Raw genomic sequence first — 23,586 nt, 5'->3', positions numbered from 1 at the left:
TCAGTACAGATCGACCGGATCGACGTCCAGCGACCAGCGCACCTTGCGCGCTTCCGGCAGTTCGTGAAGCGCCGGAACCCACGCGTCGAGCGCGGCGTGCAGGGTTCGGCGGTTCGGCGAGGACAGCAGCAGTTGCATGCGCTGGAAGCCGGCGCGGCGCGGCATCGGTGCGGGCATCGGGCCGTGCAGTTCGACTTCGGAGACAAATCCCCCCGGGCCCCCCTTTTTCAAAGGAGGGGAGATCCCAGTTGCATTTCGTACGGCAGATGCAGCAATGGCCTCCCCCTTTGCAAAAGGGGGACCGAGGGGGATTTGCGCTTTGGCCGCCAGCAAGAACGCCTGCGCGGCTTCGACATGCTGCGCTTCCGCACGCAGCAGCGCGAGATGCGCGAACGGCGGGAAACCGGCGGCCTCGCGCATCGCCAGTTCGTTCGCGGCGAACGCGGGATAACCGCCGTGGATCAGCGTCTGCAGCAACGCGTGTTCCGGATGGTGAGTCTGCAACCACACTTCGCCCGCTTTCTCGGCGCGGCCGGCGCGGCCGGCGACCTGGATCAGCTGCTGGGCGAGTTTTTCGCCTGCGCGGAAATCGGCGGAGAACAGGCCTTCGTCGACGCCGACCACCACGACCAGGGTCAGGTGCGGCAGGTCGTGGCCCTTGGCGAGGATCTGGGTGCCGACGAGGATGCCCGGTGCGTCGCCGAGCGCATCCAGGTGCCTTTCCATCGCGTCCTTGCGTTGCGTCGTGCCGCGATCGACGCGCACGACGGGAAAGGCTGCGAACTTCTCCGCCAGCATCTCCTCCAGCCGCTCCGTGCCGATGCCCTGCGGTTGCAAGGCCAGCCCGCCGCAATCGGGACAGGCCAGCGGCGCGGGCTGGCGATGGCCGCAGTGATGGCATTGCAGGCGGCGCCCGCCGGCGTGCACGGTCATGGTTGCGTCGCAGCGTTTGCAGTGCGCGCTCCAGCCGCAGTCGTGGCATAGCAGCGCCGGCGCGTAGCCGCGCCGGTTCTTGAACACCAGTACCTGTCCGCCGACGTGCAGTGCGTGGTCGATGGCCTGCAAGGTTTCCGGCGACAGGCCGGCCTGCAATGGCCGCTTGCGCACGTCGACCACGCGCACCGCGGGCGGTTTCGCTTCGCCCGCGCGCTTGCTCAGCCGCAAGTGCGTATAGCGACCGGATTGCGCGTTGTGCAGCGATTCCAGCGAAGGCGTCGCGCTACCCAGCAGCACCGGGACGCCGAGCGCCTTGCCGCGCACCAGGGCGAAATCGCGCGCGTGGTAGCGGATGCCGTCCTGCTGCTTGTAGCTGGCATCGTGCTCTTCATCGACGACGATCAGGCCGGCGTCGGGCAGCGGGGTGAACACCGCCGAACGCGTGCCGACGATCACCCGCGCTTCGCCACGCCACGCGGCCGCCCAGGTCCGCGCGCGCGCGTTGTCGTTCAGGCCCGAATGCAGCGCATGCACTGGCACGCCGAGCCGGGCACGGAAACGGGCGAGAGTCTGCGGGGTCAGGCCGATTTCCGGCACCAGCACCAGCGCCTGCTTGCCGCGCGCCAGGCAGTCGGCGATGGCGCGCAGGTAGACCTCGGTCTTGCCGCTGCCGGTGACGCCTTCCAGCAGAACGGGCGCGAAGCCGTCGGCCGCGACGATGGTTTCCACCGCCGCCTGCTGTTCGGCATTCAATTCCGGCCCGGCTTGTGGTTCCGGCGCGATCCGCGAGGCGGGAACGGCGACGCGTTCGGCCAGGCCACGCTTGGCCAGGGCGCGTGCGGCGCTGCGCCAGTCCTCCAGCAGCAGGTCCAACGCGTCCTCATCCCTGGGGCCGGCCTGTAGCAGTTCGGCCAACCGGCGCGGACGCGTGCCCTTGCGCAGCCGCTCAACTTCGCGGCTGCCTTCCGGCGTCAGGGTCCAGGCCCAGGCATGGGTGTCGGGCAGGGGCTCGCCGTGGCGCAACGCGGCCGGCAGGGCGGTGGCGAAAACCTCGCCCAGCGGCGCGTGGGTATAGCGGGCCAGCCAACGCAACGATTCGAGCAACTCGCCGTGGAACAGCGGCGCCTCGTCGAGCAGGGCCAAGGCGTGGCGCAATTCGGGCGCGTCGACTGGCTTGGGCTCAACGTGCGGCGCGCCGACCCCGGCGACCACGCCGCACAGTTCGCGCGGGCCGAACGGCACCCGTACCCGTCTGCCGATGGCGTCCTCACCGGCCACCAGGTCGGCCGGCGGCCGGTAATCGAACACCCGCGGCAGGGGCACCGGCAGGGCGACTTGCAGAGTGGAGGCGGATGGGGGCATCGACGCCAGTTTACCCAGCGAGGCAAGGCGTCCGTAACCGGCTCGAGTTGCGCGCAACATCTGTCCGGGGACTGATGAACATCTCGCAAGTAGCGGTTGCGATTGGAGATTCCGCCTTATCCACAAAATCTGTGGATAACACTGTGCATGTCAGCGGCGCAGGGCGTCCCGGAGGCCTGAATCAGCACATTTCTTACGAATTGGCGAAAAAAGTGCCATCACCTGTTTTTCTTTCAGAATCAGGTATTTACGTGTGAAATACAGCGGTAAGAAATGGCTGTGGGCAAAAATCCGCGCGGATATGAAGGTTTTGTAACGGCTGTGCACAACCGTCGATGCGCTAAGTGCTTGTCGGCCTTGGGCTCGGCCCCGCGGTTGCCGCAGGGCAGCATGACAACGGGCCGTTCGATCAGGCGGAAGGCAGGGGCCGCAGCACCCTTCGGCTGGCACGGAAGCGGCCCTCGAAACGCCGGGCGCCGTCGCCGCGCATGCGCGCGGCGTGGTGGCGGAAATAGGCGTCCAGCGCGACCTGGTCGGCCAGTTCGTACTGGCAGCAGAACGCCGCCTCGCCTTCGGTCGCCGGGTCGGCCACCTCGAACCAGCGCGCCCCGGTGAAACCGGGCAGGGCCAGCATTTCGCGGATGTGGTGGGCCAGCCAGTCGCGGTACTCGCCGGCGATGGCGGCGTCGACGTGCAGGTTCACTTCATAGATGACGGGCATGGGCAGGGCTCAGGCGTGGACCACGCTGTAGACCGCCAGCGCCACCACGGCGATGGCGACCAGGAAGAAGTACACGCTGCCCAGTGCGAGGTATTTCAGCAAGGTCTTCAGCCAGCCCTGTCCGTACACGCGCTTCTGCATCAGCAGCAGGTATACCGGCATCGACAGCCACAGCAATCCGCGGAACCATTCGGCGGTAGCTGCTGCCCAGGCGGCGCGCGGCGCCAGCCAATCGCCAGCGATCGACAGCAGGCACATCAGCAGGATGATCAGCAGCAGCCAGGAGTGGCTGTACAGCGCGACGACCAGATGCTCCAGATAGGGGCGCCCGGAACGTATGTAGGCCAGTTTCAACAGCAACGCGAACAGCGGCACCAGCACGAACAGCGCCTTCGGCATCGCGCCGAAGAAGGCGCGCATGAACAGCTCGGGCTCCTGCTGGATGCGCGACAGGTTGCGCTTGCCTTGCGCCAGTTCCGAAGTCAGCCAGCGGTTGGCGAAATCGGGTAGCCAGCCGATCTGGATCGGATCCTTGTTCGCGTCCCAGTCGATCGATTCGCTCAGGTCGATCTTGCTCGGCGGCGGCACCGGCTTGCCGCTGGCGGCGGCCTCGCGCAGCTCGGCGATGCGCCGGTCGGCGGCGGCATTGACCGCCTCGATGCCCGCGTCGACGCCTTCGCGGCCATTCGCGGCCGCCCCGGTCATGCCGGCACGCACCTCGCGCAGGTGCTGCAGCACGCGGTCGCGGCGCTGCTCCGCCTCGGCGACGGTGGTGGCGGCGCCGACGTCGTCCATGCTGCGCGCCGGCACGCCGTTGAACTTCACCGCGTCGGAATGGTCGTTGGCCGCCATCGCGAAATGGCCGACGACGACGGCCAGCAGGCTCATCACCACGAACAGGCGCAACGGGGCGACATAGTCGACGCGATGGCCGCGCAGGTAGCGATTGGCCACCAGCCCCGGCGGCACCAGCAGGTCGCGCAGGGTGCGGAACACGCGTCCGTCCAGGTGCCAGAACGACTCGATCAGCTCTTCCAGCGCATGCCAGAAGTTGCGCAGCGGGTTGTGGATGGACTGGCCGCAGGCGTGGCAGTACTTGCCCAGCAGCGGCGTGGCGCAGTTTTCGCAGTTGGCGGGCGCGTGCGATGCGGCGTCGGTCATGGGGAGAGAGCCTCGTCTGAGCCGGGCGAAGATACCTTGCACGGATGGCGCGCGGAAGGCAGGACGCCGACGAAACCGCTAGACTGCACGCATCCGGCCCGGAATCCTGCGCGACGCCTTCTTCGTCCGCGCCGCAGTCGGACGCGCGTTTCCCCATGTCTTCCCCGACCCTTCCCCCGCGCCGCTTCGGCGACGAAGTGCGCGCCACGGCGATGCTCGCGCTGCCGCTGGTGCTGGGCCATGTGTCCACCGGCCTGATCGGTTTCGTCGACAACCTGATCGCCGGCCGCCACGGCACCGCGACACTGGCTTCGGTCACCGTCGGCACCGCGCTGCTGTGGCTGCCGATGATGGTGCCGATCGGCACGCTGATCGCGCTGACCGCCTCGGTGTCGCACCTGCACGGCGCGCGCCGCCACGACGAGATCGGCCCGCTATTCCGCCAGGCGCTGTGGCTGTCGCTGGGCATCGGCGTGCTGATGTTCGCCTTCCTCAGCCTGGCGCCGTTGCTGCTGCGGCCGTTCGGCATCGCCGAGGACATCGTGCCCGGCGCGACCGCCTTCCTGCACGCGATCCGCTGGGGCGTGCCGGCGCTGGTGCTGTTCTTCTGCATGCGCTACCTGAGCGAGGGCATGCATTGGACCCTGCCGACCATGCTGCTGGGCTTCGGTGGCCTGGCCTTGCTGGCGCCGCTGGGCTGGACGCTGACCTTCGGCCATTTCGGCGCGCCGGCGATGGGCGCCGCGGGGCTGGGCACGGCGTCGGCGACGACGATGTGGGCGCAGGCGCTGGCGTTCGCGCTGTACCTGTGGAAATCGAAGCGCTTCGCCCACCTGAAGCTGTTCGCGCACTTCGAACCGCCGCGCGTGGCGGCGATCGTGCAGCTGCTGAAGACCGGCCTGCCGATCGGGGTGACCATCCTGATGGAAGGCAGCCTGTTCATCGTCACTGCGCTGCTGATCGCGCGCCTGGGCGCGGTGCCGGCGGCGGCGCATCAGGTCGCGATCAACGTGGCCCAGTTGTGCTTCATGGTGCCGATGGGCGTGGCCGAGGCGACCACGGTGCGCGTCGGCTTCGCCTTGGGCGCGAACGATCCGCGCGGCCTGCGCCGCGCTGCGCATGCCGGTTATGTCATCGTGCTGGCGACGCAGGCGCTGTCGGCGATGGTGTTGCTGTTCGGCCACGACGCAGTCGCGTCCGTGTACACGCGCGATGTGGCGGTGGCGTCGCTGGCCGGCACCCTGCTGCTGTTCGCCGCGGCGTTCCAGTTCCCAGACGGCATCCAGGTGCTGTCGGCGGGTGCGCTGCGCGGCTTGAAGGACACGCGCGTGCCGATGTGGCTGGCGATGGGCGCCTACTGGGGCCTGGGCATGCCGCTGGGCGTCGGCCTGGGCCTCGGATTGGGCTGGGGACCGCAGGGCATGTGGGTCGGCCTGATCGCGGGCCTGACCGCCGCGGCGGTGGCGCTGGGAACGCGCTTCGAGCGCAGCAGCCGCAAATTGCTGGTCCAGGGTCCCATAGCGCCGGCCGGAAGCGACCGGCATCGCGGCTGAAGTCGCTTCCACGGCGCGGTCGACAAGCTCACCACGGCCGTGGCCCGCAAAGTTCCAACTTCAATGACTTAAGACGCATGAATCCAGCCTTGGAAACCGTTAGGCTGGTTCCAGTTTTCCGGAGTTTTCGATGAACCAGCCCGCCCCCGCCGTCCCGCCGGCATTGCCGTCCCGCCGCAACCCCATCGTCGCGTTCTTCGTCGGCTTGTGGGACGTGATGAATTTCACCCGCCGGCTGATCATGAACATCGTGTTCTTCGGCCTGCTGCTGCTGTTCCTGGCGATCCTGCTGGTCATCGTGGGCAAGGGCGGCATCGAGCCGCTGCAGTCGCGCACCACCCTGGTCATCGCGCCGGAAGGCCGCATCGTCGAGCAGTTCACCAAGGATGCCGCGATGCGCGCGCTGGCCAAGGCCACCGGCGACGACGGCGCCGAGGAAGTACAACTGCGCGACCTGCTGCGTGCGATCAAGGCGGCGAAGGAAGACGGCAACGTCGAGCGCGTGCTGCTCGACGTCGACAAGCTGCAGCCCAGCGGCTATGCCAGCCTCAACGAAGTCGCCCGTGCGCTGGCCGACCTGCGCGCCTCGGGCAAGCAGATCGTCGCCTTCAGCGAAGGCCTGAGCCAGTGGCAGTACCTGCTGGCCGCGCAGGCCAACGAGGTCTACCTGGACCCGATGGGCAGCGTGGTGCTGGAAGGCATGGGCCGCTACCGCCAGTACTACCGCCAGGCGCTGCAGGACAAGCTGGGCGTGGACGTGCACCTGTTCCGTGTCGGCGAATACAAGTCCGCCGCCGAGCCGTACATCCTCGACGCCGCTTCAAAGGAAGCGAAGGAAGCCGACCTGTTCTGGATGGGCGATATCTGGCAGCGCTACCTCGGCGATATCGCCAGGCTGCGCAAGACCACGCCGCAACAGCTTGCGGCCGGCATCGACACCCTGCCCGAGGGCGTGGCCGCCGCCGGCGGCGACCTGGCCAAGTTCGCCCTGCAGCAGAAGCTGGTCGACGGCTTGAAGACCCGCGAGGAAGTCGAGGACCTGCTGGCCGAGCGCGGCGTCGCCGACAAGGACTCGGAAACCGGCTTCCGCAGCGTCGATTTCAACGGCTACCTGGCGCGCCTGGACGCGTCGCGCCTGCCGCTGGACAAGCGCCCGCAGGTGGCCATCGTGGTCGCGGCCGGCGAAATCACCGGCGGCGAAGAGCCGCCGGGCAAGATCGGCGGCGAATCGACCGCCGCGTTGTTGCGCGAAGCGCGCGACGACGACGACGTGAAGGCGGTCGTGCTGCGCGTCGATTCGCCCGGCGGCGAAGTGTTCGCCTCCGAACAGATCCGCCGCGAAGTGGTCAAGCTGAAGGAAGCCGGCAAGCCGGTGGTGGTGTCGATGGGCGACCTGGCCGCGTCCGGCGGTTACTGGATCAGCATGAACGCCGACCGCATCTACGCCGATGCCTCGACGGTCAGCGGCTCGATCGGCATCTTCGGCCTGATCCCCAACATCACCCGCACCCTGGACAAGGTCGGCGTGCATACCGACGGCGTCGGCACCACGCGCTTCGCCGGCGCGTTCGACATCAGCCGTCCGCTCGACCCGGGCGTGGGCCAGCTGATCCAGTCGGTGATCGACAAGGGTTACGCCGACTTCACCGGCAAGGTCGCCGCCGCGCGCAAGAAGAGCGTGGAGCAGGTCGACGAAGTCGGCCGCGGCCGCGTGTGGAGCGGCGCGCAGGCGAAGGAACGCGGCCTGGTCGACGAACTCGGCGGTCTCGATTCCGCCATCGCCGATGCCGCCGCGCGCGCCAAGCTGGGCCAGGCCGACAAGTACCGCGTGCGTTACGTCGAACAGATGATCTCGCCGCTGCAGCAGTTGTTCGGCGGATTCGCCCAGAGCCGCATCGGTGCGGCATGGCTGAAGGATTCCAGCTTCGCCCGCGCACTGTTGCTGAAGTCGATGCCGGAAACCGAGGCGCAGCTGCGTTTCGTCGAGAGCGCGGTCAAGGACAAGAGCGGCCAGCCGGTGAAGGCGCTGGCGTATTGCTTCTGCGGGTTCTGATGCGGAAAGCCCGGTGGGCACGGAAAGCGTGCCCACCCTACGATTGCGCTTTGCAGATCCGAGCATGCTCGGCTGCTTTTGCTTTTTGTAGGTGCCGGGCTCGCCCCGGCACGCTTTTGATCTTCGGCACGAAAGGCGAAAAGCAAGCCGGGACGAGCCCGGCTTCTACAACGGCGACATCAACGGCAGGGGAGCCGAGCATGCTCGGCTCTACAAAGCGGGACGGCTTACTGCGCTTGCGCGTCGATCGCGTCGCGTTGCGCGTCGGCGGCTTGCTCGACCTGGCCTTCCACCGCGCGTGCCTTGTCCTGCGGCGCCTGGATCGCATCGCGCAGTTCGGTGTGCTGTTCGGCGGCGGGCGTCGCGACGGCGGCCTGCGGTTCGGGCGGCTTGTCGGCCGGCGGCGGTTCCGGTTTGCAGGCGACAGCGCCCGAGAGCAGTGCGACCAGGCAAAGGCAGCGAGTGGCGTTCATCGATGATCCCCGGATGGGCCTGGCGCTATGCTACGCCCGGAACAGGAGGCGTGCATGAGTTCGAACCGTTGGCGGCTGGATGGACAAATCGCGCTGATCACCGGCGCCAGTGCGGGCATCGGTCTGGCCATCGCCCGCGAGCTGCTGGGGTTAGGCGCGGATGCATTGCTGGTGGCCCGCGATGCCGGCGCGCTGGAAGCCGCGCGCGACGACCTCGCCGATGAGTTTCCCGAACAACGCGTGCTGGGCCTGTCCGCCGACGTCAGTGACGACGACGACCGCCGCGCGATCCTCGACTGGGTCGAGGACCATGCCGACGGCCTGCACATGCTGGTCAACAACGCTGGCGGCAACATAACCAAGCCGGCGGTGGACTACAGCGAAGACGAGTGGCGCGGCATCTTCGAGACCAACCTGTTCTCCGCGTTCGAACTGTCGCGGCTCGCCTATCCGCTGCTGACCCGGCATGCGGTGTCCAGCATCGTCAACGTCGGCAGCGTGTCCGGCATCACCGCGGTGCGCAGCGGCGCGCCCTACGGCATGACCAAGGCCGCGATGCACCAGCTGACCCGCAATCTGGCCGCCGAATGGGCCGAGGACGGCGTGCGCGTGAATTCGGTCGCGCCGTGGTACATCCGCACCCGACGCACCTCCGACAAGCTGTCGGATACCGACTATTACGAGGAAGTGATCGAGCGCACGCCGATGCGCCGCGTCGGCGAACCGGAGGAAGTCGCCGCCGCGGTCGCGTTCCTGTGCCTGCCCGCGGCCAGTTACATCACCGGCGAATGCATCGCGGTGGACGGCGGGTTCCTGCGCTACGGGTTCTGACGCTGCTTTTCCTTCTCCCTCCGGGAGAAGGTGCCCGTAGGGCGGATGAGGGCGGGAGCCTCAAGTTGCAATGAAATTTCCATGGCGCGGGAGGCTTCCGCCCTCATCCGGCGCTACGCGCCACCTTCTCCCGGAGGGAGAAGGGAAGCAGGGTTGCGTGCATTTGCGATCGCGGCGATGCGCGCCTTGCGCAGCGCTTCACCCAGCGCCGGGCCGCTGACAGCCTCGCCCAGATCGCGGGCATTCACCGCCAGCGCGGCGGCATGCAGGCGCTGCAGCTCGCGGCCCTGCGGATAGTCGGCCTCTTCCTTGCCGCCGCGGCCGCGCTTGTCGGCTTCGCAGACCAGCGCGAGTTGCGCGATGCGCCCCGGCTTGCGGAAGGCGTCGCTGCGGGCCAGCAGTTCGTACACGGTGGTGTCGCGCAGCTCGAACAGGCGATGCACGTTGAGGTGTTCGCGGCAGGCCAGTTCGGCCAGCTCGCGGTGTTCGGCGGGCACTTTCAGGCGCGCGCACAGCACGCGCAACGGCGCGACGCCGGCGGCTTCGTGGGCGATGTGTTTCGGTAGCTGGTCCTTCGGCGTCAGCGCCTTGCCCAGGTCGTGGCACAGGGCGGCGAAACCGACCACGTCGTCGCCCGGCGCCAAGCGCGCGGCCATGTCGCTGACCATCTGCTGGTGCAGGCCGGTGTCGATTTCGGGATGGAAGTCCGCGCGTTGCGGCACGCCGTACAGCGCGTCGACTTCGGGCAGCACCGCTTTCAGCACATCCGCTTCGCGCAGCGTGTCGAGGAAGGCCGACGGCCGTTCCGATCGCAGCGCCTTGCGCAGTTCCTGCCAGACGCGCTCGGGCACCAGCGTGTCGAGCTCGCCGGAACCGGCGATCTGCCGCATCAGCGCCAGCGTTTCCGGGGCGACGCTGAAGCCGAGCGCGGCGAAGCGCGCCATGAAGCGCGCCGCGCGCAGCACGCGCAAGGGATCTTCGACGAAGGCGGGGCCGACATGGCGCAGCACGCGCGCCTCGATGTCGCGCGCGCCGCCGTAGGGATCGACCAGGGTGCCGTCCTCGGCCTGCGCGATCGCGTTGAGGGTGAAGTCGCGGCGCTGCAGGTCCTCTTCCAGCGTCACCGACGGATCGGCATCGACGACGAAGCCGCGATAGCCGCGTCCCGACTTGCGTTCGGTGCGTGCGAGCGCGTATTCCTCGCCGGTGCGGGGATGCAGGAACACGGGGAAGTCGCGGCCGACCGGCTTGAAACCTTGCGCGAGCATCTCGTCGGGCGTCGCGCCAACCACGACCCAGTCGCGGTCGCCCGGCGGAAGGCCGAGCAACCGGTCGCGCACCGCGCCGCCGACGAGATAGGTCTGCATGGGGGAATGATGCCTGATCGGATGCGCCGTTGTAGAGTCGAGCTTGCTCGACTGCTTTTTTGTTTCTCGGCGCCGGACACGACGAGCAGTCGAGCAAGCTCGACTCTACAGAAGCGAAGTCAGCTCTTCGGCATCTGCGCCGTCGGACAGGTGAAAGGCTTGCGCTGCGCGTCGATGCGGCCATGCATGCGGTCGGTCAGCGGCAGGGCCTTGCCGTTCAAGCGCCAGTCGTACAGCACGCTGAAGGCCAGCACGCGGGCGACGTATTCGCGGGTTTCTTTGTAGCTGATCGTCTCGATCCAGAAATCCGCGTCGAAGCCGGGGCGTTGCGCCTGCCAGCGCGCGGTCGGTGTCGGGCCGGCGTTGTACGCGGCGATGGTGACGTAGGGCAGGCCGTACTTGTTCAGCAGCTCGCGCAGGTAGGCACTGCCCAGCGCGATGTTGGTATCGGAGTCGTACAGGCTGGCCGCACCACCCCACGGCAGGCCGATCTTCGCCGCGGTCGTCGCGCCGGTGGCGGGCACCACCTGCATCAGGCCCAGCGCATTGGCCTGCGAACGCGCGCGCGGATTGAACACGCTTTCGGCGCGGATCTCGGCCGCGATCCAGGCCGGATCGAGCGCGTTCTTCGCCGCTTCGCGGCGGATCGTGTCGCCATGGTGCAGCGGGAAGCGCAACTGGTACAGGCGTTGTTCGTCCGGATTCTTGCCCAGCGCGAACACCGCGCGGTCGAACCAGCCGTTGTCCTGCGCCACTTCGACGGCGATGCGGCGCTGGGTGTCGTCGAAGCGCTTCAACGCGTCGTTCCATTCGGCCGTGGCCCAGTTGGGGCGGTCCAGCTGCCACAGTTCCATCGCACGGACCATCGACGGATCGCGCGCGACGGCCGCCTTCGCCGCATCGCCGTCGTTGGGAATCCACGCGCACAGCGCGTAAGGCTGGTTCAGCCGATCCGCGGCGAGGAAGCCGTGGAAGGTCGACGATTTCGCCGCCTGTGCGAACAGCCGCTGCGCCTCCGCCTTGTCGCCGGTTTCCTCGGCCAGGCGCGCTTCGAAATAACGCCAGCGCGAATCCTCGCGCTGTTTCGGCGGCATCTTGCGCAACGCGGCCAGGGCGCTGCGCCAGTCGCCGCGGGCCATCGCCTCGCGCACCCGCCACTCGTGCAGTTTCTCGTCGTAGGCGGCGTCGGGCACTGCGGCGAGCCGACGCGCGGAATCCGGTTCGTAGCTGGCCACGGTCCACAGCGCGATTTCGTATAGCACCTTGTTGCGCTGCTCGTCGCTGAGGCCGAGCGCATTGGCGTACTGCGGCAGCTGCAACTCCGCCGCGCTGGCGTCGCGCCGGGCCAGGCGCATCAGGCCGTAGGTCGCCATGTTCCGGCTGCGTTCGGTCTTCGGCCAGTTCAGCGCCGAAGGCCTGGGCGCATCGAGGAAAGCGGCGTAGTCGTTGGCTTGCGCCGCATCGGCAGGGGGCAGCCCGCGCGCGGCGGCGCGCATCACGCCCGGCTGGCCTTCGGCCGCGGCGGCATCGATGCGCTGCCAGCGCAAATCCGCGCCCAGCTGGCCTTGCGCGGCCAGCGCGGCGAATACCGGATCGCAGCTGTCCGGCAGCGACTTGGCCGCGCCTCGCCACAGCGCCTGCGCATCCCGGGTCCAGTCCGCGTCGAGCTTGCCGGTGGCCGCGCGTGCGCTCAGTTCGGCGCAACGCAGGGTGGCGCTTTCACGCGGCTGCCACGCGGCGAGGAAACCTGGCCAGTCCTCGCGCTTGGCCAGCTCGCCCAGCCAGCCGCTGCGGAAGGTCTCGGCCACCGGCTGGCCGGCATAGCGTTTCAGGAAGGCTTGCGCCTGCCCTTCGGAAACGCCGGCCCAGTCGCGCGCCATGCTGGCGTATTCGACCCATCCGTACAGCGGATGCGAGGCGACGCCGGGAAACTGGGTGGCATCGAAGCTGCCGCGTTCGGCCGCCTCCAGCGCGGCACGGACCATCGGGCGCTGCGCATCGAGCTTTTGCGCCGCCGCGGGCAGGGCCAGGCACGCGAGGGCCATGGCGATGAGAGAATGTCGGGCAAACATGCGCGGAATATACGGGACGCCGGATGAATCGTTCGGTTCGCTTGGCGACGCGTGGATGAAGGCGTGATTCACGAACAAAGGAACGGTCTTGGACTTTCTCGGCGGCATGTGGCTTTACCCATTGCTCGGCGCCATCGCCGGCATCCTCGCCGGCCTGCTCGGCATCGGTGGCGGCCTGGTGCTGGTCGGCGCGCTGGCGTGGCTGCTGCCGCTGCAGGGCGTGCCGAAGGAAGCGGCGATGCATGCGGCGCTGGCCAGTTCGCTGGCCAGCATCGTGCTGACCGCCGCATCTTCGGCGCGTGCGCACAGCCGGCGCGGCAGCGTGCTGTGGCCGACGGTGAAATGGATGGTACCGGGCCTGCTGCTCGGCGGCTGGCTGGGTAGCGGCTTCGCGGTGAAGCTGGACGACGGCGCGTTGCGCTGGATCGTCGCCGGTTATTGCGTGATCGCCGCGTTGCAATTGCTGTTCGGCAAGAACGGGCACGGAAGCGGTGGCGAACACGCGCCTGCGCCCACCGGCTTGCCGATCAGCTCAGCCGCCGCCGGCATCGGCGCGGTGTCGGCGGTGGTCGGCATCGGCGGCGGCAGCATGACCGTGCCGTTGCTGGTCTGGCGCGGCGTGGCCCCGGTACGCGCGGTCGGCACGTCCAGCGCCTGCGGCGTGGCCATCGGCCTGTCCAGCGCGCTGGGTTATGCCTTGCATGCGCCGGCCGGCGCCCTGCCGCAGCATGCGGTGGGTTACGTGTACCTGCCGGCCGCGATCGGTGTGGCGATCGCCTCGGTGCTGGCCGCGCCGTACGGCACGCGGCTGGCGCACAAGCTCAGCGGCCTGGCATTGAAGCGCGTGTTCGCCGCGTTCCTGCTGGCGATGGCGCTGATGATCGGGCTGGGCGGTTGAAGATTCGCGAAAGCGGCCTTGGCCGCTTTCGCGAGAAACCTCAGGCGTCGCCTTCGGTACGCACGTGCGGCGCGAGGAAGCTCATGTAGTCGGCCTTGCCCAGGGGCGCGCCGAGCTTGCGCAGGATCGCGTAGGTCGTGGTGATGTGGAAATACAGGTTCGGCATCAGGTAGTCGCTGACGTACTGGCGCGCGGGCAGCACGCAATAGCGGCCCGGGCCCAGGCCGATGCGCTTGTCTTCGTCCAGCTTGGCGTCGCCGGCGGAGATGGCCGACACCAGTTCCCTCGTCTGCGCGATGTGCGAACGCGCCATCGCCACGGAATCGACATCGCGTCCCAGGTTCTCCACCGGATTGCCGGCGCTCCATTGGGCGAAACCGCGCGGCTGGTTGCAGGCGAAGGCGATCTGCGTGCCCAGCGGGAACATGTCGGGGGCCAGGCGTTCCTGCAGCGCGGCTTCCAGGTCGAGGTGCTTTTCGGCGACGTCGAGGATGTGGTTCAGGGCATCGAGGCGGGACAGGAAGATGCGCTTGATTTCGGCGATTTCAGGGTTGGACATGCGGAGCTCCGGTGGATGATGTCGTGTGGGCTACCCGACCGCGATGCGGTCGGGCAGGAAGAAGAAGGATCAGGCGCGTTCGCGGCGTTCGGGTTCGGCCAAGTGCAGGAAGCGCGTGAACGTATCGCTGGGCCGGTCCACGCCGCAGGCGACGAGGACCATGCCGACATTGCCGCGATGGTAGGTGCCGTGCGCCAGGACGTGGAACAGCATTTCCGCGCGGGTCATCGAGCCGCGTTGCCCGTCGGTGAAGGTGAAGGCGATGGTTTCGTCCAGCGCGTCGCCGCCGATTCGTTCGACGTACTCCTGGAACCATGCGTCGGACTTGGCGATGCTTTCGCGAAGGCCGTCCAAGGTAGGTGTTTCAGGCGTATTCGTCGCATCGAACGGACGCGCCGCCCCGCTGAGGTGGGCGGCGAAGATCCGATCCACGACGTAAGTGTGGTTCACCAGGCGGATCGCCTGGTTCCATTCCGACGGATACCGCGAGGAATCGACCTGGGCGAGCGCGTCGAGGATCTGGGTATTGGCCCAGGTCTTGTAGCGGAACTGATGCTTCATGACGGCTTTCTGGTTCCAGTCAGCGACGATGCAGTTGCAGAAGGCGATTGAACGCACCGACGATCTGTTCGTTCGCGAAGCCGCAATGACCTTCGCCGACGGCGGGAAGTTCCAGCAAGGGTTGCGGCGTTCCACGCGAACGGACGAGTTCGGGATAGAGGTGGTTGAACCGGGCGGGCACGGTCGGGTCCAGTGCACTGGGCTGCAGCACCACCGGCGCCTGGATGGTCCCGGTCAATTCGGCGCTGCCGTCGATCGATGCGATGGCGCGCGGGTCGCCGGCATAGCGACGGACGCCGCGGTTGAACGCCTCGTCGTCGCCGAAGCCGGAATACGCCACCGAACGGTTGTCGACGGGAAACCCGCCGGCGCGGGAAGCGGCTTCCCGCAGCACCAGGTTGTACAGCATGAGCGCACCCGCGAGTCCGGGGCGGGGAATGTCCAGCCGCTTCGAAAGCAGCGTCGCGGTCGCTTCGTTCTTCTGCAACTCGCGTTCGATCGCTTCGCTGTCCAGCATGGCCGGCGAAGCGGGATCGGCCAAGCCCCCGGCGGTCAGGCCCATCGCGCCGGGAAAGAAATAGTCGAACGCCACCAGGGGCGTCAGCACGGCGTCCTGGAACACGGTGCCGGCCGGCATGTTCGCGCCGCACAGGGACAATGCGCCGTCGTAGGACTTGCCGTACAGTTCCGCGCTTTTCAGCACGGCCAGGCCACCCATCGAAAAGCCGACGAGGTAGGCACGTCGCGGCTTGCGGTACTTTTCGACGAAATACGCGCGCAGCTTTTCGGTATCGGCTATGGCATCGGCAACGGCCCATCCCTGCGACGAATAGCCGCTCTCGATGACGGCGTAGCCCTTCGCCAGGAACAGCGGCGCCGCTTCGTTCTGCGGCCAAGGCTGCTGGCGCGGCGACCCTTTGGGTTCGTATCCGTGCAACAGGGCGACGAGGTCGCCGTTCCAGTTTTCGGGGATGTCGATGCGATAGGGCGCGGCATCCAGCATGCCTGTGTCCTGCACCGGCGTCGAGGGCTTCGGCATGCCCGGACTGGTGCACGCGCTGACGCAGAAGAGGACGGCAGCCAGGAGCAGGGATGACATTCTTGTCGGGGTCACGAACATCTCCTTGTGCACGGCCATTGCGAGTCGACCTCAGTCCCGGGGAAGAAGCGGATTCTGGAAGTTGCCCATGTCCGCGTCAAAGGGGATCTCAACCGCGCAATGCCGCCGCCGGCACTTCGATTTCCAGCGCCAGCGCCAGATGGTCGGAATTGGCCGCGGGCAGCGCACGCAGTTGCGCGGGTTGCAGCGCATCGCTGGCCAGGATGTGGTCGATGGCCTTCTGCGGCCGCCAGCTCGGGAAGGTCGGTACGGTTTCGCGCGGCGGGCGCAGGTGGGTACGCGCGTACAGGCGCTCCATCTCGGGGCGTTCGGCCACGCAGTTGAAGTCGCCCATCAACACCGCGTGCGGATGATCGGCCAGCAGTTCGGTGATGAAGTCTAGCTGCGTGCGCCGCGAGGTCGCGCCCAGCGACAGATGCGCCACCGCGACGACCAGGCCGTCGTCGCCCTCGCCGTAACGCGCGACCAGCACGCCGCGGCCCGGAATGCGGCCGGGCAGGGTGTGGTCGGTGATTTCCACCGGCTCGAGCCGGCTGAGCAGGCCGTTGGCGCTGCCGGCGACGCGGGCGACGTTGCGGTTCGGCTGGTGGCTCCAGAAATCGAAGCCGCCTTGTTCGGCCAGGTAATGGGTCTGGTTGGTGAAGCCGGATCTCAAGCTGCCGGGGTCGGCTTCCTGCAGGCCGACGATGTCGTGCTGCCGGGTCAGCTGCGCGATCGCATCCAGGCTGCTGCGCTTGCGCCCCATCGGCAGCGCATGCGACCAGCTGCGCATCACGTAATCGCTGTAGCGACGCGTGCTGGAGCCGGCCTGGATGTTGGCGCTGAGCAGTCGCAGGCGGCGTGGAGCGGTCATTCCGGCGGAAAACTATTTGGCCTTGCCGCCGCGCCGCTTGGCCCGTTCCATTGCCACCAGCGCGTCGGCGATGCGCAGCAGGTCGTCGTAGCTCTTCGCGCCGATGACTTTGTAACGGCCCGCTACGATCAACGCCGGCGTGGAATCGGTATCGGACCGGGTCAGGAAATCCTCGGCGTGCTTGATCTGCGCGTCGATCTCCGCGCTGCGGATGGTCGCGGAGAAGGTTTCCGGCTTGACCCCGTAACCGGCGTAGAACGTGGCCAGCTCGTCGATCGAGACGTTCTGGATCGGCAGCGTGCCGTTGACATGCAGCGCGTCGAACATCGCTTGGTGGGTCTTGCCGACCACGCCCAGGCGCTCGGCCGCGAAATAGGCGCGCGCATACGGCAACCAGTAGCCGCCGAACGGCGCAGGCACGCGGGTCAGCTTGACGTCGGCCGGCTGGCGGGCCTGCCATGCGGCCAGCTGCGGTTCGAAATGCGCGCAGTGCGGGCAGACGTAGCCGAATACTTCGGCCACTTCGATCTTGCCCGGCGCCGGCGCGAACGGCTGTCCGCCTGGAATTTCGATGTATTCGCTGCCCAGCACGGGCGCGGCGGCAGGCGTCGCCGCCTGCGCCGCGAACGACGCCGAAGCGAACACGGCGACGGCAAGCCAGGCGCGCAAGCGCATCAGCGGGCGCCTCCGGCGGCGCGCTCCTGGGCGACCAGGCCCTCGGCGATGCGGACCATGTCTTCCCAGTTCTTGCCCTTGACCAGGTACTTGCCGTTGACGATCAGCGACGGCGTGCCGCCGATCTGGCTGCGGGTCATGAACTGCTTGGCGCGGTTGACCTTGCCGGCGACGGCGAAGCTGTTCATCGTGGCCTTGAAGGTCGCCGCGTCGGTGCCGTACGCCGCATAGAACGCGGCGATCTTGTCCTCGTCGATCTGGTCGCCTTCGCCCGGCAGCGTGTGCTGCAGGTGGATGGCCTGGTACACCGCGTCATGGCTCTTGCCCGCGATGCCCAGCGCTTCGGCGGCGTAGTAGACCTTGGCGTAGGCGGTGAAATCGGGGCGGAACGTCGCCGGCACCAGGGTCACGCGCACGTCGGCGGCCTGCTTCTTCTCCCAGGCCTCGAAGGTCGGCTTGAACGAGTAGCAGGCCGGGCAGATGTAGTTGAAGAACTCGACCACTTCGATCTTGCCGTTGAGCGGCTCGAACGGCTGGCCGCCGGGGACTTCGACATAGTCGACGCCGGGCACCAGCGCCGGGCCGGTGTACGGGGTCGGCGCCGGGCGCGGCGCTTCCGGGGCCGCATCGGCCGCCGGCGTGGCGACGGGGGCTGGGGCGGCAGCGGTTTCGCCGGCTGCCGCTGCTGCGGGCGCGGGGGCGCTCTCGCTTGCGGCAGGGGTGGGCGTGGTTTCGGGCTGCTTCGGTGCGCACGCGGCGACGGCCAGCGTGGCCAGCAGGGCGAAGGCAAGACGGAGTTTCATGCGTTTGATTCCCAAGCGTGCGTTGAAAACGAAAGCGCCGGCCATGGTGGGGCCGGCGCGATGAACCGAAGCTGGCCCCGCAGGCCGGCTTACGACTGCTGCGGCGCCGGCGCGGCTTCCGTGGCGGCCGGAGCCGGAGCGGCCGGCTTGGCCGGCAGCTTGGCCGCGGCCTCGTCGTCGGCGCGGTTGTGCAGGCCCTGCAGGTAGCTGGCCAGCGACTGGATGTCCTGGTCGGTCAGGCCATGGGCGACCTGCGCCATGATGTTGAAATGGGCCGGGTCCTTTTCGGTCGTGGTGCCGGCGCGGTAAGCCTGCAGGCGCGCGACCACGTACTCCTGGTGCTGGCCGCCGACGTGCGGGTAGGCCGGGCCGGGGTTGCCGGCGCCGGTCGGGCCGTGGCAGGCCATGCACGCGGGAATGCCGCGGCTGGCGTCGCCTGCACGGTACAGCTGCTGGCCGACTTCGTAGAACTTCATGCCCTTGTACGGACCCTCGGCGATCGCGGTGTCGTCGGACAGGCCGGCGCCGCCCTTCTGGGTGGCGAAGTAGGCGCCGATGTCGCGCATGTCCTGCGCGTTGAGGTTCTGCACGAACGGCAGCATCGCCACCGCCGCGCCGGTGCGCTGGCCGCTGGCGATCAGCGCCATCTGCTTGGCGATGTAGCGCTCGCTCTGGCCGGCGATGCGCGGGTAGGTCGGCACGGCGGAATTGCCGTCGGCGCCGTGGCAGGCCGCGCAGGCCGAAGCCTTGGTCTGCCCGGCCTTCGCGTCGCCCCAGTGGGTCTTGCTCAGGTCGATCTCCAGCGGCGCGGTCTGCACCGGGTTCTCGCTGGGCAAGGGCGCAACCGTGGTCTGGGCGAAGGCCACTGCCCCCACCGTCGCAATGGCCAATCCGGCCAGTCCCCAAACGCGAGCGTGGCGCATGCTAAAGCTCCGTAACCCATTGAAAGAAGCGGCCGCCCCAGCGGCCGCGGAACCGGGGGATTATCGACGCGGCAGTGCGGAACGGTCAATTCGGCGGCCCCTTCATGCCATCCTACCCGCATGGCCAATCCCGCTCCGAACCCGCTCAACGCCGCGCGTTACCTGCTCTCCGCGCATACCGCCCGCCAATTGCCGCCCGACGATGGGGTCGAAGTCGCCTTCGCCGGCCGCTCCAATGCCGGCAAGTCCAGCGCGCTCAATGCGCTGGCCGGGCACAACGCGCTGGCGCGGGTGTCGAAGACCCCCGGACGTACCCAGCAGCTGGTCTATTTCGAGATCAAGCCGCAGAAGCTGCTGGTCGACCTGCCCGGCTACGGCTACGCCAAGGTGCCGCAGGAGCTGATGGCGCACTGGCAGGCCTTCATCGACGAATACTTCGCCCATCGCCAGGCGCTGAAGGGCCTGGTGGTGGTGATGGACATCCGCCATCCGCTGAAGGACTACGACAGGCAGATGCTCGGCTACGCCGTGCGCCGCGGCATCCCCGCCCACGCGCTGCTGACCAAAGCCGACAAACTGGGCCGCGGCCAGCAGTCCGACACCTTGCGCAAGGTGAAGAACGAGTTGTTCTCGGCTTATGGCGACACCGTCGGGGTGCAGGCGTTCTCGGCGGAATCGAAGCAGGGCGTTGAGGAAGCGCGCGCGGTGGTGGCGGGGTGGTTGGGACTATGAGTACCACGCAACGTTTGCTCGCTTTCTTGTTGCTGCTCATCTCGCTGCCGACCAACGCCGCCGAACCCGACCGCCGCATCGCCGTCACCATCGACGACCTGCCATGGGCGCGGCTGGGCGATGTCGCCACGCCCGACCTGCAGGCGCGCCACGAGAAGCTGATCGCCTCGCTCAAGCGTGCGGACGTGCCCATCGTCGGCTTCGTCAACGAAAAGAAACTGGAAGTCGACGGCAAGGTGCAGCTGCAACGCGTGGCGATGCTGCGCGACTGGCTCGACGCCGGTTTCGAACTCGGCAACCACACCTATTCGCACGCCGACCTGCATGCCGTTGGCGTAGACGCGTACAAGCAGGAAATCCTCGATGGCGAGCGCCAGTTGCGCCCGCTGATGGCAAGGTACGGCAAAACCCCGCGGTGGTTCCGCCATCCGTACCTGCGTGCCGGCCGTACCGCCGAAGAGAAGCAGGCCGTCGTCGATTTCCTCGCCGGGCACGGTTACAAGGTGGCCCCGGTCACCGTCGACAACGGCGAATGGGTCTGGGCCTTCGCCTATGCCAACGTGATGAACGATCCTGCCCGCGCGTCGGAACGCGAAGCGCTGCTGCGCCGGCTGCGCGAAGGCTACGTGCCCTACATGCTGGAAAAGCTCGACTACTACGAAAAGCAGTCGCAGGCGCTGCTCGGCTACGCATTGCCGCAGGTCTGGCTGATGCACGCCAACGAATTGAATGCCGACAGCTTCGTCGCCCTGGTCGACGGCGCGCGCCAACGCGGCTATCGCTTCGTCACGCTGGACGAGGCGATGAAGGATCCCGCCTACCAACGGCCCGATGGCTACACGGGCCGCTGGGGCCCCAGCTGGTTGCATCGCTGGGCGATGGCGGAGAAGAAACCGAAGGAGTTCTATGCCGGCGAACCGCTGGTCCCGCAATGGGTGCTGGACCTGGCTGGCGTCGAGTCCGAATAACGCCGGCGCGGCGAGAACCTAGCCGTTGTAGGAGCGCCCCTGGGCGCGACCGGGAAACATCGCCGCCGGGAATTCTCCGCGCAACGTCATTCCTTGGTCGCGCCCAGGGGCGCTCCTACAGGGCGGGTCAGTCCAGTTCGAGGATGGTCGCCGATTTCGCCGGAAGCGCCAGCGACGTGCCCAGCGTCACCGCCTTGCCGGCCAGCACATCGTTGGCGCGGTCGCCGGGTTTGGCGAAGTCGGAGAACCGATCCATTGCCAGCGTCGACGCTTGCGGGTTCCGGTTCAAGGCGACCATCACCGTTTTCTTGCCGTCGTAACGGAAGTACACGTACACGCCATCGACGGGCGCGAAGTGCTGCAGCTTGCCGGTATGCAGCACCGGCGTGCGCTTGCGCCACTGGAACAGCTTGCGCACGTAGTCTTGCGCGTCGCGTTGCGCCGCGCTCAACCCCGCCCCGGTGAAAGCGTTCGCCTGGTCGCCCACCCAGCCGCCGGGCATGTCGGCGCGCAGTTCGCCGTCCTTGCGTTCGTGCGGGCCTTCGATCAGCACTTCGGAACCGTAATAGAACTGCGGGATGCCGCGTACCGTGGCGACATAGGCCATCGCCAGTTTCCAAAGGCCGACATCGCCGTTGACCTGGGCCAGCGCGCGCGTGGTGTCGTGGTTTTCGGCGAACACCACCAGGTCGTCCGGATCCGGATACAGGAAATCGTTGGCCAGCGCTTCGTACAACGGGGTCCAACCGCCGTCCCAGCCTTCCGGCCTTACCAGCGCATCGCGCAGGGCGATATGCACCGGGAAATCCATCATGCTGGTCATGTACGGCACGTGGCCGTCGGGATTGGCCTTGCCGTGCTGCCAATGGGCGACGATGGCCGGGTTCGCGCTCCATTCTTCGCCGACCATGGCGAAGCCGGCGTACTCGTCCATCACCGCCTTCGCCCAGACGCTGAGGAAGTCGGTGTCGGAATAGCCGAAGGTGTCCTCGCGGATGCCCGACAGGCCGGCATACTCGATCCACCACAAGCTGTTCTGGATCAGGTAGGTCGCCAGATGCGGGTTGCGCTGGTTGAGGTCGGGCATCGCCTCGGCGAACCAGCCTTCGAGGAAACCCTTGCGGTCGCCCGGCGCGGCGTGCGGATCCTGGATGGTGGTGCGGCGATGGTTGTCCGGGGTGAACTTGCCGCCGTTGTTGATCCAGTCGGCGCTGGGCAGGTCCTTCATCCACCAGTGTTCGGAACCGATGTGGTTCAGCACCACGTCCATGATCAGGCCGACGCCGCGGGCGCGCGCTTCCTTCGACAGGGCGCGGTAATCGTCGTTGCTGCCGAAACGCGGGTCGGTGCCGTACAGGTCGGTGATCGCATAGCCGTGGTAGGAGAAGCCCGGCTGGTTGTTTTCCAGCACCGGGGTGATCCACATCTGGGTGAAACCGAGGCCGGCGATGTAGTCCAGGTGCTTGCGGATGCCGGCGATGTCGCCACCGTGGCGGCCATTCGGATCCGAGCGGTTGGCGGCTTCCTTCATCCCGGCGGCACTGTCGTTGCGCGGGTCGGCATTGGCGAAACGGTCGGGGGTGATCAGGTAGATCGCATCGCGCTTGTCGAAACCGCGCCGCTGCGCGGAACCCGGCGCGCGCGCATCGAGCCGCCATGGATGCTTCGCCACCACCTTGCCGCCTTCGACGAACTCGATGTCGAACGCGCCGGGCTTCGCGTCCGCCGCGACCTCGACGGTGACGAACAGGTAGTTGGGATTTTCGGTCTTCTGCACGTCGACGATGGCGACGCCAGCGCGCTGCAGCTTCGGCGTCGCCGCGGCGATGCCCTCGCCATGCACCATCAGCTCGACCCGGTTGCGCTTCATGCCGATCCACCAGTTGGCGGGCTCGAGATGGTCGATGACGGTCGCGTGCAGCGGCGGCACGGCCGTCAGGAGGAACAGGCAGAGCATCGTCGCCAAGCGCATGGCAGTCCCCGGTGTCGTGGAATCGATCCGGCCGAGGCTACAAGCGCGTCGGCAGGCCGACAACGCGCCGCTCGATGAATTCGTATGCGCGGCGGTGCAGCATCGGATGCCGGAATGAACCGGCTATCGATTCAAACCCGCACGTTGAACAGCATCCCGATCAGGTGCGACGCCGCCATCGCCAGCGCACCCCAGAAGCCCACGCGCAACGCGCCCCGCATGATGGGCGCGTTGCCGGTCTTCGCGGCCAAGGCGCCAGAACCCAGCAGCCCGAGCAGGCTGACGACCGTGGTCGTGATGCCGGCGCGCTGCTCGGGCGCCAGCCAGGCGGCAAGGATGGGCACCACGGCGCCCGCGGTGAATGCCGCAGCCGAGGCCATCGCTGCCTGCAGTGGACGGGCGCGCAAGGTTTCGGTGATGCCCAGCTCCTCGCGCGCATGCGCGGCCAGCGCGTCGTGGGCGGTGAGCTGCCGCGCGACTTCGCGGGCGAGCTCGGCCTGCAGGCCGCGTTGCTGGTAGATCCGGGTCAGTTCGTCCAGTTCCGATTGCGGATCGTCGGCCAGTTCGCGCGTTTCCTGCGAGAGGCTGGCCTTTTCCATGTCGGCCTGGGATTTCACCGACACGTATTCGCCGGCGGCCATCGACATCGCCCCGGCGACCAAGCCGGCGAGACCGGTCGCGAGCAGGGTCGTGCCGTTCGCGCCGCTGGCGGCGACGCCGACGATCAGGCCGGCGGTCGAGATGATGCCGTCGTTGGCTCCCAGCACTGCCGCGCGCAGCCAACCGGCGCTTTCGAAGTTATGCCGTTCGAGGTGGCGTGGCATGCGTGTCCGTGATGGCGGCAGTCGGGAAGCTCAGCATAATGGCCGTACAAGGCCCGGTCGAGGCGGCCTCGCAAGCCGCGCCGATGGAATGCTGAAGCCGCGCGGCGGCAACGCTGTGCTGCGGTCGGCAGGCTATAGTGCCCATCCCGCGAGGCCGCGTTCCGGCATC

General features: G+C 67.9%; 22 protein-coding genes. 7 read left to right on the top strand and 15 right to left on the bottom strand.

The features are described from left to right. Positions 1–2,298: a primosomal protein N' gene (locus tag J5837_RS04335; RefSeq protein WP_210535478.1), complete on the bottom strand. Its 2,298-nt coding sequence runs from the start codon at positions 2,296–2,298 to the stop codon at positions 1–3. Between the two features lie 74 nt (positions 2,299–2,372). Between J5837_RS04335 and J5837_RS04330 the strand changes: the two genes are divergently transcribed. Next, positions 2,373–2,555, top strand: a complete 183-nt coding sequence (locus tag J5837_RS04330) for a hypothetical protein (RefSeq protein ID WP_210535477.1) — start codon at positions 2,373–2,375, stop codon at positions 2,553–2,555. A gap of 152 nt (positions 2,556–2,707) precedes the next feature. Here J5837_RS04330 and J5837_RS04325 read toward each other — a convergent pair whose 3' ends face one another. After that, on the bottom strand, positions 2,708–3,019 hold the full coding sequence (locus J5837_RS04325; protein ID WP_210535476.1) for a DUF4286 family protein: 312 nt from the start codon (positions 3,017–3,019) through the stop codon (positions 2,708–2,710). Positions 3,020–3,028: 9 nt separating this feature from the next. Beyond that, complete coding sequence (locus tag J5837_RS04320) at positions 3,029–4,180, bottom strand: DUF3667 domain-containing protein (RefSeq protein ID WP_210535475.1); 1,152 nt, start codon at positions 4,178–4,180, stop codon at positions 3,029–3,031. Positions 4,181–4,335: 155 nt separating this feature from the next. Here J5837_RS04320 and J5837_RS04315 point away from each other — a divergent pair, with 155 nt between their 5' ends. Together J5837_RS04315 and sppA are read left to right on the top strand one after the other, a co-directional pair. Continuing rightward, positions 4,336–5,733 carry an MATE family efflux transporter gene (locus J5837_RS04315; RefSeq protein ID WP_210535474.1) on the top strand — a complete coding sequence of 466 codons (1,398 nt, stop codon included), beginning with the start codon at positions 4,336–4,338 and terminating at the stop codon, positions 5,731–5,733. A gap of 130 nt (positions 5,734–5,863) precedes the next feature. Then, positions 5,864–7,786 carry a signal peptide peptidase SppA gene (sppA, locus tag J5837_RS04310; protein WP_210535473.1) on the top strand — a complete coding sequence of 641 codons (1,923 nt, stop codon included), beginning with the start codon at positions 5,864–5,866 and terminating at the stop codon, positions 7,784–7,786. Between the two features lie 227 nt (positions 7,787–8,013). Here the strand turns inward: sppA and J5837_RS04305 are convergent, their stop codons facing one another. Continuing rightward, positions 8,014–8,259, bottom strand: coding sequence for a hypothetical protein (locus J5837_RS04305; RefSeq protein WP_210535472.1), 246 nt, complete (start codon positions 8,257–8,259; stop codon positions 8,014–8,016). 54 nt (positions 8,260–8,313) lie between these two features. On the opposite strand from J5837_RS04305, the gene J5837_RS04300 reads away from it, so the two are divergent. Further along, entirely contained in the window at positions 8,314–9,090 is a 777-nt protein-coding gene (locus J5837_RS04300) for an SDR family oxidoreductase (protein ID WP_210535471.1), read from the top strand. Positions 9,091–9,203: 113 nt separating this feature from the next. On the opposite strand, the gene J5837_RS04295 is transcribed toward J5837_RS04300, so the two are convergent. Then, positions 9,204–10,457 carry a multifunctional CCA addition/repair protein gene (locus tag J5837_RS04295; protein WP_210535470.1) on the bottom strand — a complete coding sequence of 418 codons (1,254 nt, stop codon included), beginning with the start codon at positions 10,455–10,457 and terminating at the stop codon, positions 9,204–9,206. Positions 10,458–10,576: 119 nt separating this feature from the next. Continuing rightward, positions 10,577–12,529 carry a transglycosylase SLT domain-containing protein gene (locus J5837_RS04290; protein ID WP_210535469.1) on the bottom strand — a complete coding sequence of 651 codons (1,953 nt, stop codon included), beginning with the start codon at positions 12,527–12,529 and terminating at the stop codon, positions 10,577–10,579. Between the two features lie 88 nt (positions 12,530–12,617). On the opposite strand from J5837_RS04290, the gene J5837_RS04285 reads away from it, so the two are divergent. After that, positions 12,618–13,427 (top strand): sulfite exporter TauE/SafE family protein, encoded by an 810-nt coding sequence (locus J5837_RS04285; protein WP_244755612.1) that lies wholly within the window; start codon positions 12,618–12,620, stop codon positions 13,425–13,427. Positions 13,428–13,467: 40 nt separating this feature from the next. On the opposite strand, the gene J5837_RS04280 is transcribed toward J5837_RS04285, so the two are convergent. The 7 genes from J5837_RS04280 to J5837_RS04250 all read right to left on the bottom strand — a co-directional run bounded on the left by J5837_RS04280 (position 13,468) and on the right by J5837_RS04250 (position 18,921). Then, positions 13,468–13,986: a DUF1993 domain-containing protein gene (locus tag J5837_RS04280; RefSeq protein ID WP_210535468.1), complete on the bottom strand. Its 519-nt coding sequence runs from the start codon at positions 13,984–13,986 to the stop codon at positions 13,468–13,470. 69 nt (positions 13,987–14,055) lie between these two features. Further along, on the bottom strand, positions 14,056–14,547 hold the full coding sequence (locus J5837_RS04275) for a DinB family protein (protein ID WP_210535467.1): 492 nt from the start codon (positions 14,545–14,547) through the stop codon (positions 14,056–14,058). A 19-nt stretch (positions 14,548–14,566) separates the two neighbouring features. Next, positions 14,567–15,586, bottom strand: coding sequence for an alpha/beta fold hydrolase (locus J5837_RS04270; protein WP_210535466.1), 1,020 nt, complete (start codon positions 15,584–15,586; stop codon positions 14,567–14,569). A gap of 169 nt (positions 15,587–15,755) precedes the next feature. After that, a complete protein-coding gene (locus J5837_RS04265; protein ID WP_210535465.1) occupies positions 15,756–16,520 on the bottom strand; it encodes an endonuclease/exonuclease/phosphatase family protein in 765 nt (254 codons plus the stop codon). Between the two features lie 12 nt (positions 16,521–16,532). Beyond that, a complete protein-coding gene (locus J5837_RS04260; protein ID WP_210535464.1) occupies positions 16,533–17,195 on the bottom strand; it encodes a thiol:disulfide interchange protein DsbA/DsbL in 663 nt (220 codons plus the stop codon). Continuing rightward, positions 17,195–17,998, bottom strand: coding sequence for a thiol:disulfide interchange protein DsbA/DsbL (locus J5837_RS04255; protein ID WP_210535463.1), 804 nt, complete (start codon positions 17,996–17,998; stop codon positions 17,195–17,197). The genes J5837_RS04260 and J5837_RS04255 overlap by 1 nt, the downstream gene beginning before the upstream one ends. A gap of 89 nt (positions 17,999–18,087) precedes the next feature. Then, positions 18,088–18,921 (bottom strand): c-type cytochrome, encoded by an 834-nt coding sequence (locus J5837_RS04250; protein WP_210535462.1) that lies wholly within the window; start codon positions 18,919–18,921, stop codon positions 18,088–18,090. Between the two features lie 120 nt (positions 18,922–19,041). Between J5837_RS04250 and yihA the strand changes: the two genes are divergently transcribed. After that, positions 19,042–19,653, top strand: coding sequence for a ribosome biogenesis GTP-binding protein YihA/YsxC (yihA, locus tag J5837_RS04245; protein WP_210535461.1), 612 nt, complete (start codon positions 19,042–19,044; stop codon positions 19,651–19,653). Beyond that, positions 19,650–20,621 (top strand): polysaccharide deacetylase family protein, encoded by a 972-nt coding sequence (locus tag J5837_RS04240; RefSeq protein WP_210535460.1) that lies wholly within the window; start codon positions 19,650–19,652, stop codon positions 20,619–20,621. The genes yihA and J5837_RS04240 overlap by 4 nt, the downstream gene beginning before the upstream one ends. A gap of 127 nt (positions 20,622–20,748) precedes the next feature. Here J5837_RS04240 and J5837_RS04235 read toward each other — a convergent pair whose 3' ends face one another. Together J5837_RS04235 and J5837_RS04230 are read right to left on the bottom strand one after the other, a co-directional pair. Further along, positions 20,749–22,593, bottom strand: coding sequence for a glycoside hydrolase family 13 protein (locus tag J5837_RS04235; RefSeq protein WP_210535459.1), 1,845 nt, complete (start codon positions 22,591–22,593; stop codon positions 20,749–20,751). Between the two features lie 131 nt (positions 22,594–22,724). After that, a complete protein-coding gene (locus tag J5837_RS04230) occupies positions 22,725–23,417 on the bottom strand; it encodes a VIT1/CCC1 transporter family protein (RefSeq protein ID WP_210535458.1) in 693 nt (230 codons plus the stop codon). Between the last annotated feature and the right edge of the window lie 169 nt (positions 23,418–23,586).

It is taken from the genome of Pseudoxanthomonas helianthi, from assembly GCF_017939625.1.
In the GTDB taxonomy this organism is placed as follows: Bacteria; Pseudomonadota; Gammaproteobacteria; order Xanthomonadales; family Xanthomonadaceae; genus Pseudoxanthomonas_A; species Pseudoxanthomonas_A helianthi.
The sequence above is the reverse complement of the archived record's forward strand: the minus strand, read 5'-3'. Positions and strand labels throughout refer to the sequence as shown.

Bases quoted from the DNA above. Each gene is read 5' to 3' on its own strand.
- J5837_RS04335 (WP_210535478.1), bottom strand. From the start codon at position 2,298: ATGCCCCCATCCGCCTCCACTCTGCAAGTCGCCCTGCCGGTGCCCCTG.
- J5837_RS04330 (WP_210535477.1), top strand. From the start codon at position 2,373: ATGAACATCTCGCAAGTAGCGGTTGCGATTGGAGATTCCGCCTTATCC.
- J5837_RS04325 (WP_210535476.1), bottom strand. From the start codon at position 3,019: ATGCCCGTCATCTATGAAGTGAACCTGCACGTCGACGCCGCCATCGCC.
- J5837_RS04320 (WP_210535475.1), bottom strand. From the start codon at position 4,180: ATGACCGACGCCGCATCGCACGCGCCCGCCAACTGCGAAAACTGCGCC.
- J5837_RS04315 (WP_210535474.1), top strand. From the start codon at position 4,336: ATGTCTTCCCCGACCCTTCCCCCGCGCCGCTTCGGCGACGAAGTGCGC.
- sppA (WP_210535473.1), top strand. From the start codon at position 5,864: ATGAACCAGCCCGCCCCCGCCGTCCCGCCGGCATTGCCGTCCCGCCGC.
- J5837_RS04305 (WP_210535472.1), bottom strand. From the start codon at position 8,259: ATGAACGCCACTCGCTGCCTTTGCCTGGTCGCACTGCTCTCGGGCGCT.
- J5837_RS04300 (WP_210535471.1), top strand. From the start codon at position 8,314: ATGAGTTCGAACCGTTGGCGGCTGGATGGACAAATCGCGCTGATCACC.
- J5837_RS04295 (WP_210535470.1), bottom strand. From the start codon at position 10,457: ATGCAGACCTATCTCGTCGGCGGCGCGGTGCGCGACCGGTTGCTCGGC.
- J5837_RS04290 (WP_210535469.1), bottom strand. From the start codon at position 12,529: ATGTTTGCCCGACATTCTCTCATCGCCATGGCCCTCGCGTGCCTGGCC.
- J5837_RS04280 (WP_210535468.1), bottom strand. From the start codon at position 13,986: ATGTCCAACCCTGAAATCGCCGAAATCAAGCGCATCTTCCTGTCCCGC.
- J5837_RS04275 (WP_210535467.1), bottom strand. From the start codon at position 14,547: ATGAAGCATCAGTTCCGCTACAAGACCTGGGCCAATACCCAGATCCTC.
- J5837_RS04270 (WP_210535466.1), bottom strand. From the start codon at position 15,586: ATGCCGAAGCCCTCGACGCCGGTGCAGGACACAGGCATGCTGGATGCC.
- J5837_RS04265 (WP_210535465.1), bottom strand. From the start codon at position 16,520: ATGACCGCTCCACGCCGCCTGCGACTGCTCAGCGCCAACATCCAGGCC.
- J5837_RS04260 (WP_210535464.1), bottom strand. From the start codon at position 17,195: ATGCGCTTGCGCGCCTGGCTTGCCGTCGCCGTGTTCGCTTCGGCGTCG.
- J5837_RS04255 (WP_210535463.1), bottom strand. From the start codon at position 17,998: ATGAAACTCCGTCTTGCCTTCGCCCTGCTGGCCACGCTGGCCGTCGCC.
- J5837_RS04250 (WP_210535462.1), bottom strand. From the start codon at position 18,921: ATGCGCCACGCTCGCGTTTGGGGACTGGCCGGATTGGCCATTGCGACG.
- yihA (WP_210535461.1), top strand. From the start codon at position 19,042: ATGGCCAATCCCGCTCCGAACCCGCTCAACGCCGCGCGTTACCTGCTC.
- J5837_RS04240 (WP_210535460.1), top strand. From the start codon at position 19,650: ATGAGTACCACGCAACGTTTGCTCGCTTTCTTGTTGCTGCTCATCTCG.
- J5837_RS04235 (WP_210535459.1), bottom strand. From the start codon at position 22,593: ATGCGCTTGGCGACGATGCTCTGCCTGTTCCTCCTGACGGCCGTGCCG.
- J5837_RS04230 (WP_210535458.1), bottom strand. From the start codon at position 23,417: ATGCCACGCCACCTCGAACGGCATAACTTCGAAAGCGCCGGTTGGCTG.